The 18,206-nt window shown below is 63.4% G+C and carries 11 protein-coding genes, 1 tRNA gene and 2 pseudogenes; 2 read left to right on the top strand and 12 right to left on the bottom strand.

Going from position 1 to position 18,206, the window contains the following annotated elements; all coding sequences use genetic code 11:
• Positions 1-83: 83 nt before the first annotated feature.
• The 3 genes from VG543_RS07085 to VG543_RS07075 form a co-directional block, all read right to left on the bottom strand.
• A complete protein-coding gene (locus tag VG543_RS07085) occupies positions 84-1,808 on the bottom strand; it encodes a peptidoglycan-binding protein (RefSeq protein ID WP_207048857.1) in 1,725 nt (574 codons plus the stop codon).
• Positions 1,809-1,930: 122 nt separating this feature from the next.
• Positions 1,931-2,506, bottom strand: a complete 576-nt coding sequence (locus tag VG543_RS07080; RefSeq protein ID WP_229301578.1) for a hypothetical protein — start codon at positions 2,504-2,506, stop codon at positions 1,931-1,933.
• 52 nt (positions 2,507-2,558) lie between these two features.
• Positions 2,559-3,083, bottom strand: coding sequence for a hypothetical protein (locus VG543_RS07075; RefSeq protein WP_019661618.1), 525 nt, complete (start codon positions 3,081-3,083; stop codon positions 2,559-2,561).
• Between the two features lie 206 nt (positions 3,084-3,289).
• On the opposite strand from VG543_RS07075, the gene VG543_RS07070 reads away from it, so the two are divergent.
• Positions 3,290-3,706, top strand: coding sequence for a YiiX/YebB-like N1pC/P60 family cysteine hydrolase (locus tag VG543_RS07070; protein WP_423178306.1), 417 nt, complete (start codon positions 3,290-3,292; stop codon positions 3,704-3,706).
• A gap of 55 nt (positions 3,707-3,761) precedes the next feature.
• Here the strand turns inward: VG543_RS07070 and VG543_RS07065 are convergent, their stop codons facing one another.
• The 3 genes from VG543_RS07065 to ubiA all read right to left on the bottom strand — a co-directional run bounded on the left by VG543_RS07065 (position 3,762) and on the right by ubiA (position 6,707).
• A complete protein-coding gene (locus VG543_RS07065) occupies positions 3,762-3,926 on the bottom strand; it encodes a hypothetical protein (RefSeq protein WP_005414774.1) in 165 nt (54 codons plus the stop codon).
• Between the two features lie 274 nt (positions 3,927-4,200).
• Complete coding sequence (locus tag VG543_RS07060; protein WP_423178308.1) at positions 4,201-5,625, bottom strand: short-chain fatty acid transporter; 1,425 nt, start codon at positions 5,623-5,625, stop codon at positions 4,201-4,203.
• A 188-nt stretch (positions 5,626-5,813) separates the two neighbouring features.
• The gene (ubiA, locus tag VG543_RS07055; protein ID WP_423178310.1) at positions 5,814-6,707 is read right to left on the bottom strand and encodes a 4-hydroxybenzoate octaprenyltransferase; all 894 of its coding nucleotides are present in this window, start codon (positions 6,705-6,707) and stop codon (positions 5,814-5,816) included.
• Between the two features lie 149 nt (positions 6,708-6,856).
• Here ubiA and VG543_RS07050 point away from each other — a divergent pair.
• A tRNA-Arg gene (locus VG543_RS07050) sits at positions 6,857-6,933 on the top strand.
• Between the two features lie 1,449 nt (positions 6,934-8,382).
• Here the strand turns inward: VG543_RS07050 and VG543_RS07045 are convergent.
• The 6 genes and pseudogenes from VG543_RS07045 to VG543_RS07020 form a co-directional block, all read right to left on the bottom strand.
• Positions 8,383-8,721 (bottom strand): hypothetical protein, encoded by a 339-nt coding sequence (locus tag VG543_RS07045; protein ID WP_423178312.1) that lies wholly within the window; start codon positions 8,719-8,721, stop codon positions 8,383-8,385.
• 466 nt (positions 8,722-9,187) lie between these two features.
• Positions 9,188-10,000, bottom strand: a pseudogene (locus VG543_RS07040) (RHS repeat-associated core domain-containing protein); the annotation flags it as partial.
• Positions 10,001-10,781: 781 nt separating this feature from the next.
• A pseudogene (locus VG543_RS07035) lies at positions 10,782-11,474 on the bottom strand (RHS repeat-associated core domain-containing protein); the annotation flags it as partial.
• A 38-nt stretch (positions 11,475-11,512) separates the two neighbouring features.
• Entirely contained in the window at positions 11,513-11,782 is a 270-nt protein-coding gene (locus tag VG543_RS07030; protein WP_423178314.1) for a hypothetical protein, read from the bottom strand.
• Between the two features lie 117 nt (positions 11,783-11,899).
• Complete coding sequence (locus VG543_RS07025; RefSeq protein WP_423178315.1) at positions 11,900-16,489, bottom strand: RHS repeat-associated core domain-containing protein; 4,590 nt, start codon at positions 16,487-16,489, stop codon at positions 11,900-11,902.
• 315 nt (positions 16,490-16,804) lie between these two features.
• Complete coding sequence (locus VG543_RS07020) at positions 16,805-18,160, bottom strand: Gfo/Idh/MocA family protein (RefSeq protein ID WP_180832730.1); 1,356 nt, start codon at positions 18,158-18,160, stop codon at positions 16,805-16,807.
• Positions 18,161-18,206: the final 46 nt, after the last annotated feature.

Below are 18,206 nucleotides of genomic sequence, written 5' to 3'. Positions count from 1 at the left end.
TATGTCCTTGCCCCATGAACGGAAAAGCCGGCCGGATTACCCCGGCCGGCCTCCTTTACCACACACCTCTTCACACGCAGCGGTCAACGGCCCATGGCCACGCGCTGCTGCTCGTCCTGCACGTGTTGCTGCGAAGGCTCATGCTTGGCCAGCATTGCAGCGCTGGTCTCCTGCAGGCTCGGTGCCGTCTGGGTCATGTCCACCGCAGTACGGAAGCCGGGAACGGTGCCGATGACGAAGGCCTTGCCATCCTGCACGGTGACGCCCTGCAGCTTCTCCGGTGAATCGATGCCGGCGGCCTTGGCCTGGGCGGTCACATACGCGCTCATCTCGTTGCAGATCATACCCGGCATGTGGCCACGGATCGCATTGTGCAGCGGCGTATCCGGATGCGCCTTGTCGCCCAGTTGCGGCCCCTTCGGCGCCGCCTCGGCATGGCTGCGGCCTTCGGCCAGCTTGCCCAGCGTCGCCGGACCCGCCACGCCATCGGCGGTGAGCCCGTGCTGCTTCTGGTAGGCGATCAGTGCGTCCCTGGTATTGGCACCGAACTTGCCATCCTCGCTCAGCGGATTGCCTTGGCCGTCGCGCACGCCCAGGCGGTTGAGTTCCTTCTGCAGCGCAGTCACTTCCTCGCCCTTGGCCCCCTGGCGCAGCACACCGTTGTGGTCGGCGTCATGCGAATGGCCACCCTTGCCGGTTTCCTTCAGCTTGCCGTGGTCCCAGAAGTCCTGCGGGCTGAGCAGCTTGCCGTGCGGATCCTTCAACTGGTAATGCACGTGCTGGGCATACTGCCCCGCACCGCCCGGGCCACGCCCGCCCATGGTGCCGATCGGCTCGCCCGCCTTGATCGGCTGGCCTTCCTTCACCTGGGTCGAGTGCAGGTGCAGGATCTCGTGCGAGTTGCCCTGTGCATCCCTGATCTTCACCGTGCCGTAGTCGCCACCGACGAACGTCACCGTTCCGGAGATCGGCGCGTGGACGGTCGGGTGCTGCAGATTACGGCCGTGCTGGCCGCCGACATAGTTGAAGTCGGTGCCACCGTGCGGCTTGTGCGCGCGGTGTTCGCCGAACTCACCGGTAACGTGCGGCTTGACCCCGTTCTGCGGGGGCAGCATCACCTGCATCGTCTGCTCGAAGGTGCGGGTCTGGCCTTCGGCATGCGCCGCTGCCGGCTTGGCCTGCGCGTGGGTGGCCGCAGCTGCGGCGGGGGCCGCGTGGCTGCCATGGGACTGGCCGTGGGTCAGGCCCAGGCGCTGCTCCACGAACCGCTCGTACTTGTCCACGTACGGCATCACCTTCTTTTCAGACAGGGTGAGGCCGCCGTAATCGCGGGTCGGGCCGTCGTGGTGGTACTTGTAGATGTACTCCTCACCCTGGCCGCGCTTGTGCGCCAGCGTGCGGTTATCGATGTAATGGTCAACCAGTGCGTCGGACTGTGCGCCGACGTCGAAGCGGTTGCGGCTGTTGAGGTGGTAGTGGTTGCCGGTCTTGTCGATGAACTGGCCCAGGCCCGAGGCCGAGGTGGTGCCAGCGGCGGCATCGGGGTTGAAGCCCGATTCAACGCGGGCGATGGCCAGCACGTGCGCGGTTTCGCGCGGGGTCAGGCCCTTCTCGCGCGCCGACTCGATGATCGTGTCGATCACCCGTGACTGTACTTCCGGGGTCGCATCGCCCCACCGGCGGGAATTGCCATGCAGGCGGCCGTCGCTCTGGTCGATCGGCTCCCGGTAGTGGCTCCACGGTTTGATGCGGTCACTGCTGTAGGCCGCCCCGCGGGGCTGGACCATGTCCTGGTAGATGTCTGCCATGTCTGTGCTATCCATTCTATGAAAAAGGGGATTTCCTTAAGGGGTACTGCTCCTGGTACTTCTGGTACTGCGGTACTGCGGTGCTGCGTTCACAGCGCGCGTGCGACGTCCTGCCGCTGCGCTCAGTCTTCGATGTAGTTCACCTCCGGGTGCTTGATGCCGAGCGAGTCGATCAACGTCTCGTACTCGTCGTTGTTGGGCTCCTGCTCCTCGCCTTCCGCGCCGCGCAGCGGGGGTGTGCTGTGGGTCAACTGGCGGCCACTGGCGTCGTACAGGTAGTACCACTCGCAGAAGCTGCAGCCGAACGGCAGTTCACCGTACTGCACGACGAAGTACGGCGTACCGCTGCGGTCCTGCACGCAGGCCAGGCCAACGGCGGTATAGCCGTCCATCTCCTTGGGCGCAGCAATGGCCTGGCGTGCGCCGTCCTTTTCGATTTCCAGCGTGGTCAGCCGGGAAGCGTCCGTGTCTTGGGTGGGCTGGGCCGCCAGGTGCAGGCGGGTGCCTTGGCAATCGATATGCATGCCGGTCTCGTCGCGCGTAAGAGAGGTGGGAAGGTCCGCAACGGCAGCCGCTGGTGCGGCCGGCGACGCTGCCGGGTCAGTAGAAGCGGGGGCCGCCGCCGGTGCAGCCGCCTCAGGGCCGCTGCAGGCAGCAAGCATCAGGGCCAGCACGGGGGCAACGGGAGACAGACGCATGCGGTGCTCCTTGGGTGAATCACACGACCGCCCGCAGGCGGTCGCTCAGGGGTCAGATCGATTCGTCCTCACGCTTGACCAGTTGCCAGCACGGCTTCTGGGCAAAGGTGTAGATCTGCTGGTCGCTGGTATCGGGGGTGCGCATCTGCACCTGTACCTGGCCGTCGGGCAGGCGGGTGACCTGCATCTCGCGGCCCTGGCGTTGCAGCGTGGCCGGGTCCGGCATCACCGGCCATTCGACCTTGGCAAGCGGCACCTTCTCCTCCACCTTGCGTGGCTCCGGCTCGGCGTCGCCATCGATGTGGCTGTCCAGCAGCGGATCGGCAGTGGACGTTTCCTGCAGCGCGATCTCGTTGCCGAAATGCTTGAGGAAGTCGTCGAAGACCGGATGGGGGCAGCTGGCAGACGCGTCTGCCGGGGCCGCGGCAACCGGCGTGGCCGGCGTCGTGGCGGCGGCCGTGCTGCTCGGAGCCGGTGCGGCGGCGTCAGTGATGGCAGCCTGGGGCGCAGGCTTGCAGCCCGACAGCGCAAGCCCCAGGGCAAGCGCAAGCAGGGCAACGGGGCGGAGCTGGTTCAAGGGATCCTCCTGATTCCGGGCGGTCGCGCGCGGTTCCGGCGCGGTAGGGAGGCAAGGATAGCCATGCCTCTGTCGATTCAGTTTCAACATCCGCTGTCAGGAATATCCCGACATGCTGAATTGAGACTCATATCACACTTGGACTGAAATCAACGTCATCGCAGCAGCCGTTAGACTACGCCGCACATGCTTCGACCCTGGCCCCCATGCGCGCATTCCTGCTTGCCCTCTCCCTGCTGGCGCCAACGCTGTGGCCTGGTGTTGTGGCCGCACTGGAGGTCCGGGAAGGCGACCTGCTGTTCGTCACCGCCGGCCGCAGCGGCCTCAGCGCGGCCATCGACGATGCCACCGGCAAGCAGCACGGCCCCAGCTTCGACCACGTGGCCCTTGTCGCCTCGGCGTCGCAGGGGTGGGAGGTACTGCACGCCGACGAGAAGGGATCGCGCCGGCAATCGCTGGTCGAGTTCCGCCAGGACGCCCGCGCCAGGCAGCGGCAGATCGCCCAGCACTGGGTGGATCTGTACCGTGGCATGGGCATGGACGTGCCGCAGGACCAGCCCGGCACCAATCCCAATGACATGTCGGCGGCGCCGGTGCTGCAGCGCATCGGCGTGCTGGAATAAGCAAAGCCCCGCACGGGGCGGGGCTTCGCGGGTTGCCCAGGCTGGGGCATCGAAGTCACTCTTCCTCGTCCTGCCCACCCTGCTGCTGGTTGCGCTGGTTGCGCTGCTGCTGTTCCTGCTGCTGTTGCTGCTGCTGGTCGCGGCCGCGCCCCTGCTGCTGATCCTGCTGGTTCTGCTGGCCCTGCTGCTTCTGGTTCGGGTTCTGGTTCTGCTGTGCCATGTCCGATCTCCAAAGCCACGCGCGGAATGCGGTGGACGGGACCATCGTCTGCAGCGATTGGTTAATCACACGTGGGTGGCCGGCTACATTCGTGTGTACGCCTGTGAATGAACGCGCGGAACCTCTTGCGGCACAAGCGCCTGAAGGATTCATGCGGGTTCGGCATGTGCTCATGCCGTCATCGGCGTTGCACGCATTCATGGCGCTCGCAGCCGGAGACACGCGCTGAACGAGGCTGGCTTTCCCGGCTCACACAGGGAAGCCAACGCTGCATTCATGGCATCACCGGCGGCACGTACGCCAGCGTCATCCCCAGCAGCCACAGCAGGCCCAGCACCAGCGGGATATGCACCAGCAGCTGGATGAAGGTGAAGCCCACGATGTCGCGTGCCTTCAGGCCCAGCACGCCCAGCAGCGGCAGCATCCAGAACGGGTTGATCAGGTTCGGCAGCGCTTCGGCCGCGTTGTAGACCTGCACGGCCCAGCCCAGGTGCGCCTTCAGTTCGTTGGCGGCCTGCATCACGTAGGGCGCCTCGATGATCCACTTGCCGCCACCAGACGGCACGAAGAAGCCCAGCACCGCCGAATAGACGCCCATCACCAGCGCGAACGAATCGGTGCTGGCCACGTGCACGAACAGGCTCGACAGCCGGTGCGCCAAGGTCTGCCCGTCACCGCCGGCGGCGTGGGTGAGGATCATCGCGATACCGCCGTACAGCGGGAACTGGATCAGTACGCCGGTGGTGCTCGGCACCGCCTTGGCCACCGCGTTGAGGAAGCTGCGCGGGCGCCAGTGCAGCAGCAGGCCCAGCGAAATGAACAGGAAGTTGTAGGTGTTGAGGTTGGCGATGGCGGTGACCACCGGCTTGTTGGCGAACTCGTTGAACAGCCAACCGAACGCCAGCAACGAGAGCAGCACGGTCAGCAGCGGGCTGTACTCCAGCCATTCGCCCGGGCGCGTGCGCCGCTGCAGCGGCTCCGGCTCGGCCTGCGCGGCGCCGGGGAACTCCTCGGCAGTACGCGCACTGCCGGCCGCAGGCGCGGTCAGCCAAGCGATCAGCAGCGAGACCAGGATCAGCACTGCGGTCAGCGCGATCGACTGCCACAGGAAGATGGTTTCGGTGAACGGCAGCACGCCGGTGATCTCCACCAGCCCCGGCGGCATGCTGGCCGGGTTGGCCTGGAGCTGTGCGGCCGAGGAACTCAGCCCCATGGCCCACACCGCGCCCAGGCCAAGATATGCCGACGCACCGGCCGCGCGGTAGTCCATGCGCAGCTCGGTACGGCGGGCCAACGCGCGGACCAGCAGGCCGCCGAACACCAGCGAGAAACCCCAGCTGAGCAGCGAGGCGAGCATGCTGACCAGGCCCACGTACACCACCGCACCGCGACCGGTGCGCGGCACCCGGGCCAGGAAATCGATGAAGTGTGCGACCACCGGCGCGGTCGCCACGGCGTAGCCACCGATGACCACGAAGGCCATCTGCATGGTGAAGGGGATCAGGCTCCAGAAGCCGTCACCGAAGGCGCTGGCGGTGGCCTGAGGGGTCGAACCGAAGCCCATCGCGGCCAGCGCAACAATGACCACGCCCAGCACCGCGAACACATACGCGTCGGGGAACCACTTTTCCGCCCAGGCGGCCGAGCGCAGCGCTGCGCGCGCCATCCAGCCATCCTGTACTGCTGCCGTCGAGGCCATCGCCTACCCTCCCAGGTTCGATGGATCGATTCTGGGCGGTGGGGTGCAGGCTGTCAGCCACCTATTGGTCGTAGGCGGCGGAAGGCCCGGCGCTGTGCGCCGCCGCCCGAGCATGGGCTCGGGCGCTACGGATATCCGGTTTCGGGGGGGGCCACCTGTAGAGCCGAGCCCACGCTCGGCTGCGCGTCTCAGCGCAGCGCCAGGTCCACGGCGATGCCGGCAAACAGCGCGGCACCCACCCAGTTGTTGTGCAGGAACGCCTTGAAGCATGGACCACGTTCGCGGTTGCGGCAGATCCAGAACTCGTACACCACCAGCACCGTGGCCACGGCCACACCGGCCAGGTAGTACCCACCCAGCCCGCCACGCACGCCAACCAGCGCCATGGTGGCCAGGAACAGCGCGTAGAGCACGCCCTGGATGACCAGATCGAGATCACCGAACAGGATCGCGGTGGAGTGCGAGCCCATCTTCAGGTCGTCCTCGCGGTCGACCATGGCGTACCAGGTGTCGTAGGCGGTGGACCACAGGATGTTGCCGGCATACAGCAGCCAGCCCAGCATCGGCACCTCGCCCTGCACGGCGGCGAACGCCATCGGGATGCCCCAGCCGAACGACATGCCCAGGTAGACCTGTGGCAGATGGGTGTAGCGCTTCAGGTAGGGGTAGCTGGCGGCCAGGAACACGCCGATGAAGCTCAGGCCGATGGTCAGCCCGTTCAGGGTCAGCACCAGGCCGAACGCCACCAGCATCAGCACGGCGAACAAGGCGAGCGCGGCACGGCCGCTGATTGCGCCGGTGGCCAGCGGACGCGCCTTGGTGCGTTCCACATGCGGGTCGAGCCAGCGGTCGGCGTAGTCGTTGATGACGCATCCGGCCGAGCGGGTCAACCACACGCCGGCGGTGAACACGAACAGCGTCCACAGCGGCGGCAGGCCGCCCGCGGCCAGCCACAGCGCCCACCAGGTGGGCCACAGCAGCAGCAGCGTGCCGATCGGGCGATCGGCGCGCATCAGACTCCAGTAATGCCGCCAACGCGGCGTCGCCGACGACTGCGGCGAAGTGAGGGGGGTATCAGCCATGGCGATAGGATACTCCTGCCCCTCCGGCAGGGCTTTGCCCGTGGGGGGAGATTTGTTCGGCGAAACTGGATAGAATGCCCGTCCCGCACCGCCTCAGGGCGCTGCGATGCCCGCCCCGGAACTGGCCGACGGCGCGGCGGTTCTACAACGCGCCCGTAGCTCAGCCGGATAGAGTAGTGGCTTCCGAAGCCATTGGTCGGGGGTTCGAATCCCTCCGGGCGCGCCATCTTCCCCTGTGTTGCCTGCACGCTGCCAGCCCGCGGTGGACGTTGCCGGTGCCTGGAACTGCGCGGTCCGCCGCATCACCAGCTAATTGCACTTGCCCGTCAATCCGGCTCTGGAACGAAGGGCAACGAGCGATGCTCGCAGCCCTGAAGATCGCGCACGACGATCGACAGCGTCTGCCCTTCGCGCACCGCACCGGCCATGAGGCCCCTCGCCTTGATACAGAAAGTTGCCCACCTTGTCGGGTGCCACTACCAGGCGAGCAGCGGACGGTTCGACTTCTTCCAGGACCGCATTGAAGAGACGCCAGCCCCTCTCATCCGCACCCCGAATCTCTGTCGTTGCCGCGCGCGCGTGCAGGAGACGGTCCACACTTGCGAGTGGCAACTGTAGCTGCCGTGCTTCTTCGAGCTAATCTGAAACCGGCCGAGCGTCATATCCTTCACAACGGCAGTACCGAGGTACGTGATCGGGGCGTGCGGAGAACGTACAGCACCTGCCGAGTGCGATGCGCACGCGGCCAAGCCTGCGGTCAGGAAGGGAGTGATCAGCAGGATCATGGACTGGCACTCGGGGTATCACTGCCCTGTGCAGGCGCTGCAGCCACGTTCTTACTCGAAACACCCGGCCTGCGCGCATAGCTGCGATTGGGATCCAGCGTGGCACGGACGATCTGGCTTCGCGCGTGCCTGATCGCGCCGGGCAACCTGCAGCACCAGCACCACCACACAGATCATTCCCAGCCGCGCCCATTCACCCGCGACACTGGCTCCGATCAGCGGCAATGCCGACACCAGGATGATGACCTGTGTGTACAGAAGATAGAGCAGTACGTGCCCAACCGCGGATCTGAACGAAGCTCGACGCGAGACCCTCGGCAGGACATCTTCGCTTGACGCTTTCGAGCAAATCGCAGCGGAAAGCGCTGCCCGCTAGTGCCACAAACTGGGCAGATGGAGGTCATCAGGCGCATCGGTAGAACCTCTTTTCAGAAAATTCCATCAGCAGGTTCCATCTGCGGCGTCGAACCTACGCACCACATCATCAAACCTCGGGTCCTGGCACATCATTTCCAGTGGTGTCCGATCAAGCTCATTTCCCGCGTGTGGGTCTGCATCGCACCAGAGGAGTTAGGCCGTTGCCGCGACGCTGCCATGTGCCACCGCGCTTGCCAGCGGCACAAGCCCCTTCTCTTTGGCCAATGCTACAAGCCGCTCAACCACTGCAATCCATGCCCCCGCCCGCAGGCACACCAACAGAGCACTCGCAAATGAAATTCCCACTTTCCTATTCCCACCTCAGACCCACTCACATAAGAATCTTCAAAGCGCTCCTGAGCACCCTCCGAAGACTTTGGCAGGCCTCTTATTCAGGCTCACAGCAACCACTCGATGCACTTGCTCCCTACAACTTCGCATTACCCCGTACAAGATGAGAATCCCATTGTCATTTATGTAGCCGACAAAACTCCCGCCTCCTGCACCCGAGGCAGCTCTGACGAGATAAACAGCCCCCCCTCTGCCGGCACTAACCCATTCAACTGTAGTGGCGCGAATTTATCAGCAGCATCCGATGCTTGCATGATGCTCAAGTTCTGATCGAGCATCCACTGAGCAATCAACTTTTCGCTCTGCGGATTCAAGGTGGCCAAGCGGTCACTCTGAAGTATCGTCGAGTTCCCAGGAATGATCTCATCTGATGAAACATCCACCCAATCTGAGTTCCATTCAGTGTGTTTGATCTGGCTAGTACCGCAGCCTCCCAGCAATGGAAGAAGCAGCGCAGCCACGCGTAGACTCACCATCATTTGCACCTCAACCGCTTCTTGATAGCGTCCCGAACCCTATCGTCTGGAACGCCAAGATGCTCTGCCATAATGTTTCCCTCCCACCCCGGAACGGGCTTGGTAGAACGAGATGGCGCCTGCGACACCACATCGTACATATCAAAACGACCATCGTACTTGAATTCATCAAATGCCCTGCTTCGTGCGCAGCCGTCCACTCAGTGTTTCCTGCATACCATTTACCGACACTGCCTCCAGTTACGGTCGCCCCCCTCCCCAGCGGAACCTCAACACGGTTTAACCGACCTTTCTCCGGCTGGCTAACAGTAACTATAAATCCGGGCGCAGACCAGGTCGATTCAATTGCATTTATCATTTTTCTCAAAGTCTCAGTAGTAGCTCCCTCACCACTGAAGCGAATAGGGATGTCGATATGAACTCCACCGTCCACGCAAGTGCAATTGGCCAGCAGTCCGAGCGGATCAACCGCCTGCACTGGATCAGCTGATACATAGGAGAAGGTAGATACCCCCCCGTCGAATCCCATCGGATCACTCTGCGAATAGCGCCCCGCTGCCGGGTCATACTCCCGCTGATAGTTGTAGAACAACCCACTCGCATCCGTGGCCTGCTGGCCCGGGAATCGTAGCGCCAGCTCGAACGCCCCACCATCCCCATCCGGATCAGCGTTCGGAATCTGGTTGCCGAACACCTCGCTCTTGTTGTTCCACTCCCAGATCGCCGCATCGCGCATCGGATCGATCACCACGCGCGGCGTACTCAGATGATCCGGCTGCACGTAGGCCAGCTGCGGAACACCGGTACTCGGCACATTGATCAGCGCCACCGGATAGTTGTCCAACCAGATGGCCTGCAACTGCGCCTGGCCCGTGGCCGAGTAGTTGCCCAGCCATTGCCCCGCCTCGTCATACAGGGTGATCTGAGCCGCACCACCGGCAGGGGTCCGCAGCACGCGCTCGCCGCGATGGTTGTAGGCGTAGCTCTCCAGTACAGCATCGCCCTGCTTCACCGCGTTCATGCGGTTGGCATCATTGTAGGTGAACGTCTTGCTGCCGATGCTGGTGGTGTTGCCCGCTGCATCATGGTTGCGCGCTTCGCCATCCACGGCGGCAAGGCGATGGCTGGTTGCGGGATAGGTGTAGCTGGCAGTGCCCGCCGAAGTGGTCAGCGAAGCGCGATTACCGGTGGCGTCATACGCGTAGGTTTCGATCGGCGTGCCAGTCGCGCCGTCCTGGGTCTGGGTCAGGCGGCCCAGCGTGTCGCAATCGCAATTGGCCCGCGGGACAGAGCATCGCGCAATGGCTTCAGACCAACGGAAGAGGATCAGCGCATAATCCAGATCACGATCAGGGGAATCAGCGATATGAGATACACAAGGAACGAGAACCAGAACACCAAGAGGAACAACTTGCGCACTCCTGATGCGCCGTTATGAACCCGCTTCCATCCGCAGATCGGATACTTGGTTAAGAAATGATCTCGCTCCAGGATCGCAGGTCTGCCAAGGGTGTCCCACAGTTCAGGGGAATTTCTCCTTAACTCCCAAACCAGAAAAATTCGCGAAACGAAAGCTATCAACAACGTTGCGATAGCGAGCATGCAAAGGGCTTCAAAAACTGATTCTAATGACATTCGCAGTCGCTCCAGGTAACTCCATCCCCCATGAATCTGCTTCGCCCAATCAGGTAGCTCGCCGAGGCATCCCAACCCCCCTGCCCCCCAATTCCAAATGAAGATACATCGCCAATCCTCAGGGTTGACAGAGAGCCCCCCCCACCGGCCGCTGCTCCCAACGAAAGAATGGAAGAAGCTCCGAGCAATTCGCTTGGATCGACATACATCAGGTTGCCTCCAGTGAGAGTGACATTAGAGACGGTGACGGAGATGGGAGATCCAGTGCCGACGCCAACCCCAGCAAAGCCGAGTTCGACGGACGCCTGACGGCCATTGAGACATTCGGACGTAAGGGTCAGTCTTGCACCACCCACACCACCTACAATCCCTACGCCAGTGCCCGCAAACGTCATGGTTCCAGTCCATGTCGCCAATCCGAGCGGGTCCGCTTTAGCCTGTGGAGTGAGATCCGCGTAACTGAAGGTTGAGATTCCCCCATCCAACCCAATTGGATCACTCTGCGAATACCGCCCCACCGCCGGGTCGTACTCGCGCTGGTAGTTGTAGAACAACCCACTCGAATCCGTCGCCTGCTGGCCGGGGAAGCGCAGTGCCAGCTCGAACGCCACTCCATCACCATCCGGGTCGGTGCTCGGAATCTGGTTGCCGAATACCTCGCTCTTGTTGCTCCACTCCCAGATTGCAACATTCCGCACCGGATCAATCACCACGCGCGGTGTGCCCAGGTGATCCGGCTGCACGTAGGCCAGTTCCGGCACGCCGGTGGCCGGCATGTTGATCAACGCCACCGGGTAGTTGTCCAGCCAGATGGCCTGCTGTTGCGCCTGGCCCGTGGCCGAGTAATTGCCCAGCCACTGCGCTGCTTCGTCATACAGGGTGATCTGAGCCGCGCCACTGGCCGGGGTACGCAGCACGCGCTCACCGCGATGGTTGTAACCGTAGCTTTCCAGCACGGCATCACCTTGCTTCACCGCGTTCATGCGATTGGCGTCGTTGTAGATGAACGTCTTGCTGCCTATGCTGGTGGTGTTGCCCACCACGTCATGGTTGCGCGCTTCGCCGTCCACGGCGGTCAACCGGTGGCTGGTTGCGGGTTCATTCATGCTGAACAAAGCGGCTTCCAGCCTGCTGGAATTCCTTACAACCGCGCCTTCCTTCCGCCTCGGCGAAGCGGACTTTTCTTCTTGCCAATCAGCATCGAAGCAACAATAAACATGGCGCCGCCGATGACCCACACCACCCCAATTATTTTATTGTAATGCGCCTGCCCCACCAGTCGAATAATCGACATATATAGATCACAGTTCACTCGACAAGGCCCAGTCCCAACCAATGCGCCGCCAATTACAGCCAGGCCAAATGCTATCGTAGCAAGCCCCACCAGAATTCCAAATGCTCGCAAAATCATTTACTTACCTCCGCGACCGCCAGTTTATTATGGAGTCTCGAACCAGATCAATCAGATCAAGAGGATCCGCCTCGGGATTAGATAGTAGAGGATGCGAGGGATTAGAATAATATGGAGTTAGGCACTGACATCCTCTTGAATGGACCTGCGCAACGGTTGGATTCGATGGAAAGCCCCCCTCATGACGTCACCACTTGTGCACTGATTTTGATCATTTCTACAGACCTCAGCCGCACAATACTGAGTATAGTCATGCTCACTTATGAGGCTCGCAGCATTCTCCAACGACCCCACTTCCTCGGGCGAAAGTCCGCGCGAGTAAATTGGATTCGTATGTGAGTTTGACTCGATTGCCTGACGTTGGGCACGCGCAGCAACTCTCCTTTGAGCGGAGTTACCGCCACCCTGTCGCGCAAGACTTGGCGGCCTTCCGCCTTTCAGGCCCATGGAGTCCTCGTTGGACAGTGGATCACCATCGACATAAGAGTACAGTGAGTACCCACCCCTGAGCCCAATCGGATCACTCTGCGAATACCGCCCCACAGCCGGGTCGTATTCCCGCTGATAGTTGTAGAACAGCCCGCTCGCATCCGTCGCCTGCTGGCCTGGGAAGCGCAGTGCCAGCTCGAATGCCACACCATCGCCATCTAGATCGGCACTTGGGATCTGGTTGCCGAACACTTCGCTCTTGTTGCTCCACTCCCAGATCGCCACATCACGCACCGGATCGATCACCACGCGCGGCGTACCCAGATGATCCGGCTGCAAGTAGGCCAGCTCCGGCACGCCGGTAGCCGGCACATTGATCAGCGCCACCGGATAATTGTCCAGCCAGATGGCCTGCTGTTGCGCCTGCCCCGTGGCCGAGTAGTTGCCCAGCCACTGCCCGGCCTCATCGTACAGCGTGATCTGAGCTGCGCCACCGGCTGGAGTACGCAGCACGCGCTCGCCGCGATGGTTGTAACCGTAGCTTTCCAGCACGGCATCGCCCTGCTTCACCGCGTTCATGCGGTTGGCATCGCTGTAGGTGAAGGTCTTGCTGCCGATGCTGGTGGTATTGCCCGCTGCGTCATGGGTGCGCGCTTCGCCATCCACCGCAGTCAGGCGATGGCTGGTTGCGGGGTAGGTGTAGCTGGCGGTGCCTGCCGAGGTGGTCAGCGCGGTGCGATTGCCGGTGGCGTCGTAGGCATAGGTTTCAATCGGCGTGCCGGTCGCGCCGTCTTGGGTCTGGGTCAGGCGGCCCAGCGTGTCGTAGGCGTACTTGGCCAGCACCGTCGGACCTGCACCGTTCTTCAGCTCGGTGATCGAACCGACCGGGTCGTAGCCGTAGCCCAGCGACAGACCGCCCGCAGCCGGGTCGTGCACCGCCTGCGGGCGATAGTCCAAGTCCAGCGGACGCTGCAGCTGCCGCCCATTGCCATAGGCCCAGCCGGTGGCCGGGCCGAAGGCCGCATAGGTCACGTTGTTCACCACGATCTGGCGCGCCTGGCCGGGGCGGGTGAGGCCGATCTGGCTGATGCGGCCCTGGGTATCGCGCACGTAGTCGGCCACGCTGCCGTCGGGGTAGGTCAACGCGGTCAAGCGACCCGACTTGCTGTAGGCATAGCGCAGGGTGGTGGCCACACCATTGACGGTCTGCACCTTGCGGGTGACCTGGCCGAAACGGTCATGGCAGTACTGGGTGCTGCCATTGGCGTGCAGCACCTGCCCCAGACGCCCCTTGGCGAAGCGCTCGTCTGCGGCGCAGGCTGCTGGCGCCACGTCATAGCCGTAGCCCACATCCAGATTGGGGTCCGGGTAGGCGATGCCGATCAGGCGGTTGAGTGCATCGTAGTGATAGGTGGCGGTGACGCCACGCGCATCGGTGGCGGTCTTGCGGTTGCCGGCGGCGTCCACGGCAAAGCTGCTGACGCCACTGTCCGGGCTGACCTGCCCGGTCAGGTCACCGAACCCGTTGTAGGCATAGGTCGTATGCAGGCCTTTCGGGTCGGTGATCTGGGTGACCTGGTCCAGCGCGTTGTACTGACTGCGGATCTCCGCCGCGACGCCGCCGACGTCCTGCAGGGTCTGCGCCAGGCGGTTGAGCGGGTCGTACTGCTGGCTGGTCACGCGCTGCAGTGCGTCGGTGATCGTCTGCGGGTTGCCGTTGGCATCGTAGGCAAAGCCGGTGGCGTGGTTGCCCGCATCCTTCAGCGCGGTCAGCTGGCCAAGCGTGTTGAACGTCCGCGCCAGGGTACGGCGCAGGGTGCCGCCTGCATCCAGCGTGTCTTCCTTGAGGCGGTTGCCGGCGTTGTCCAGCGCAAAGTGAATGGTGTTACCCGCACTGTCCGCGATGTCCGTAAGCCGCTGGGCGGCGTCGTAGACATAGGTAACGCTGCTGCCGTCAGGCTCGGTGACCTGTTGCACCTGGCCGGTCGGCCAGTAGCTGATCTGGGTCACCCGGTCCTCGGCTGTGGTGGCACCGCGCACGGTGACCGAGGTCGGCCAGCCGCGCGCATGGTAGGTGTAATCGGTGACCACGCCGTTGGCATCCTTGACCGACAACGGCCGCCCGAACGCGTCGTAGGCCAAGGTCTCGACCGTCTGGCCCAGCGCATTGGTCACGCTGCGCAGGTCGCCCTTGCGATAACTGCAGGCACCACTGGTCGCGCATCCCGCGTCGTCCGCGGTGTAGTAGGCATAGGTGGAGACATCCGCCACATCACTGCGTGGGCCATCCACGCTACGCAGCAGTCCCACCAGCGGGCACTCCGGCCCTTCGGCCTCACAGTAGGTCTGCGTGGTGATGCGGGTATCACCGGTCACCCTGTCGCGTACGGTGATGGTGGTCGGCTGGAGGCGTGCATTGCGTGCGATGCGGATCTCACGGTTACCGACGGTCTGCTGCACCAGCCGATTGCTGTCCATGGCCACGCGCGTTTCGCTGACGCGCTGATCCGGAGTACCGGCCGCTTCGGTGGTGGTGGTCACGCTAACGGCGCCTACGGCAGCATCGCTGGCCTCGGCATAGACGTAGCTGGTGACGACACCACGGCGATCGGTCACCGACTGCAGCCGACGCCGGAAATCGGTGCCCTCGGGCAGATAGGCGCGAGTGATGCTGCCGTTGCTTTCGGTGATGCCATTGACCTTGCGCGGAAGGCCGCTGGTACCGCTGGCGGTCAATGCGTACGTACTCTGCTTGCCCAGCGCGTCGGTGACGATGGTGGTGCCTGCCGGGGTGTACTCCAGGCGCACGCCATCGATGCCCACGTCGGCTTGGCTGCAGTCACCGGAATGGCGGCTGCAGGTGACCCGCCCTTGCGCGTCATAGCCGTACCAGCTGTAGCGCTGGTTGTCTTCGGCGGTAATGCCAGTCAGGTAACCCGGGAAGCGGGCGTCCTCATAGTGGTACGTACGACTGGCGCCGTCTGCGTAGGTCGCACGGATCAGTTCGCCGGCCGGTGAATAGGCGTAGTTCACCACAGGCTGGCCGGCGACCATCACAGCGGAGATCAGCGAGTCGTCACCTGGCAGGAGATACTGAATATCCAGACGCCGCCCGGTGGAATGGGTGATGCTGAGCAGGCGGCCACGGCTGTCGTGTGCATAGGTCAGCGACGTTCCGTCCTCGAAATCGCGACGCTGCATCAGACCGGTGGAACTGAACAGGATGCGCTCCCCGGCGCGTGAGAGCAGCCAGTTGGAACCTTGCTGCGTTACCCGCTCGCCGCTGCCGTCATTGGCTTCGTAGTAGGCGCCGCGCTTGGGGAAAGCGAGGTGCGTGCCGTCCTGACCGATCCGACCGACCTTCACCTCGGTGCCCGGTGGGAACGTGGTGCTGTCCACACCGACCGTCAACCGCAGGTTGTGCGAGTGCGTCCAACCCGTGCCCAAGGCGGCTCCAGGCGTGCTGGTCAACGAGTGGTAGTGACGGCGGAATCTGATCCAGCCCAGATCGAAATCGGGTTCGGGCTGGGTCTTGTCGCCAGTTGTCGGGTCGCATGGATTTCCAGGTGCATCACACTGTTGCGCGATCATCGGGCTGTAATATCGACGGGTCATCGCCGCCGTCCCCGTCTCAAGCGCCGGGGGCATGCCGCACATCTGAAGATCTTCACGCCACTTCATGATGGTGCTGCTGGTATTGGGGCACTTCACTTCGCGTGTCCGCTGGACAGGACGTGGCGCTGTCATCGGCTCGCAGGTTGCACTGCCTGCGTTGAAGGAGTGGTAGGAAACGGTGGCCACGCCCCGCTCACCCACATTGCTGCCATCGGCGCCGGCACCTGCGCCACCGCCAGGGATCCCCGTCCATGCCTGCGTCATCGAAACCTGCGGCGCCGGGCAGGCGGGCTCCTTGGGCACCGTCAGCCTGAGCGCCTCGAACAGCGCCTCCTCGGAGCCATGCGCCTGGCTGTCGAAGCGGTATGTCCAATCGGTCTTGATCAGCTTCGCGGGCTTGATCGCGTAGTCATAGATGATCTTGTCGGTCAGGGTAGTGGTCCCCCGCATCTCCCAGCTGAAGGGGCCATAGGCCTGATGGGCGGCAAAGCGGGTTTCAATGTCCTTTTGTACCAGCTTCTCCGTCGCGCGGGGCTGGTTGCCGGACGCGAACGCGAACCACTGCTTCTTCACCTCCTGCGCCTGAACCGCAGAGGTGCCCATGCATCCCAGCGCGGCCATCGCCAGCACTGCGCTCGACAGATCCTTCAATCGCTTCAACATCCCTGTTCTCCTTCCTGGACGAACACAGCTCCGGCGGGAACGAGAACATGGGGCTAATGCCTGGCCACGTCATGCTTCGGATCGTCCCTGGTCCGGAATGCGGCCTGACCGCATGGAGGACGTTATCTCCGATGTGGTTTACACATTCAAGTCAGAAACTGTGGAGTGGGTCAGATTTCAGAGTTTTCTGATAAAGCGAGCGGCCGACCGCACAAGCAGCCGAGCGTGGGCTCGGCTCTACAAGGCGAATGCCCCCAGAAACAGAAACGCCGGGCATGGCCCGGCGTTTCCGTCACAGCATGGAAGGGATAAACCTCAGTACTTGCCGTCAAATGCGAAGATCGGCTTGCGCGTCTTCCACGCACCTGCAGTGAAGTCCGGGAACTCCAGCGTCTGGAAACCGTTGGCGATCGACTGCTCGCTCAGCGGCGTGATCGCACTCCAGGTCACCGCATCGTAGATGTCGATCGGCATCGGTGCCTTGGCCTTCAGTGCTTCAACAAATGCATGGATGACGAACCAGTCCATGCCACCGTGGCCGGCGCTGGCGGCGGTGTCGGCGTTCTGCTTCCACAGCGGGTGCTCGTACTCGTCCTGGTACTTCTTGAACTCTTCCCACTGGTGCGGCGGGCTGCGGCCTTCGATGTGGATCGAATGGTTCACGTCCATCCACAGACCCTTGGTGCCCTGCACGCGGAAGCCCATCGAGTACGGGCGCGGCAGCGAGGTGTCGTGCTGCAGCAGGATGGTCTCGCCGTTCTCGCAGGCCAGCGTGGTGGTCACGATGTCGCCGAGCTTGAACTTCACCTTGGTGCTGGGGTGGGTGGTGCCGCCACTCTTGGCCACGGTGTATTCGTGCAGGCCGCGTGCCTTGGTCGCGAAGGCATTGATGTGGGTGAAGCGGTTGCCACGGTTGATGCCGGTGTACATCGCGCACGGGCCGATGCCGTGGCTGGGGTACAGCTCGCCGTTGCGCTCCACCGAATGCTCGGTGCGCCAGCGGGCTTCGCTCCAGCCCTTGGGCCCGAACTCCACGCCGCTGTCGTAGGGCTGGTTGGGGTCGCCGGAATTGAACTTCACGCCGCGCAGGTCGTGCTGGTAGCCGGCCTGCAGATGCACCAGCTCGCCGAACAGGCCCTGGCGCACCATCTGCAACGCCGCCATCACGTCGCGGCGGTAGCAGACGTTCTCCAGCAGCATGTACGGGGTACCGGTGCTCAGCTGGGTCTTCAACACGTCCCAGTGGTCCTGCAGGGTGATGCCGGCCACTACTTCGCAGCCCACGGCCACGCCGGCCTGCATCGCGGCAATCGCCATCGGCGCGTGGTACTCCCACGGCGTGGCGATGATCACGCCATCGATGCCCTTCTGATCCAACAGGCGCTTCCAGGCATTGGTGTCGCGATCCTGGCCGTAGGTCTTCGGGGCCGGCTTGCCGGCCTTGGCCACCATGTCCATGGCGCGGCCGAGCATGATCGGCTCGATGTCGCACAACGCGACCACCTCGACATCGTCGCGGCGCACCAGCTCCTTCAGCAGCACCAGCCCACGCATCCCGGTGCCGATCATGGCCAGGCGCACCTTGCGCCCGCGTGCCCATGCCGGGGTCTGCGGCAGCAGGCTGCTGGCGGCGACAGCGGCACTGGCCGCGATGAATTCCCTACGCTTCATGGCAGACATCTCTCCTCTTGGCAGCGAGCCGGCCGTAGCCGGCCCG

Source organism: Stenotrophomonas sp. CASM101 (assembly GCF_049384845.1).
In the GTDB taxonomy this organism is placed as follows: domain Bacteria; phylum Pseudomonadota; class Gammaproteobacteria; order Xanthomonadales; family Xanthomonadaceae; genus Stenotrophomonas; species Stenotrophomonas hibiscicola.
The sequence above is the reverse complement of the archived record's forward strand: the minus strand, read 5'-3'. Positions and strand labels throughout refer to the sequence as shown.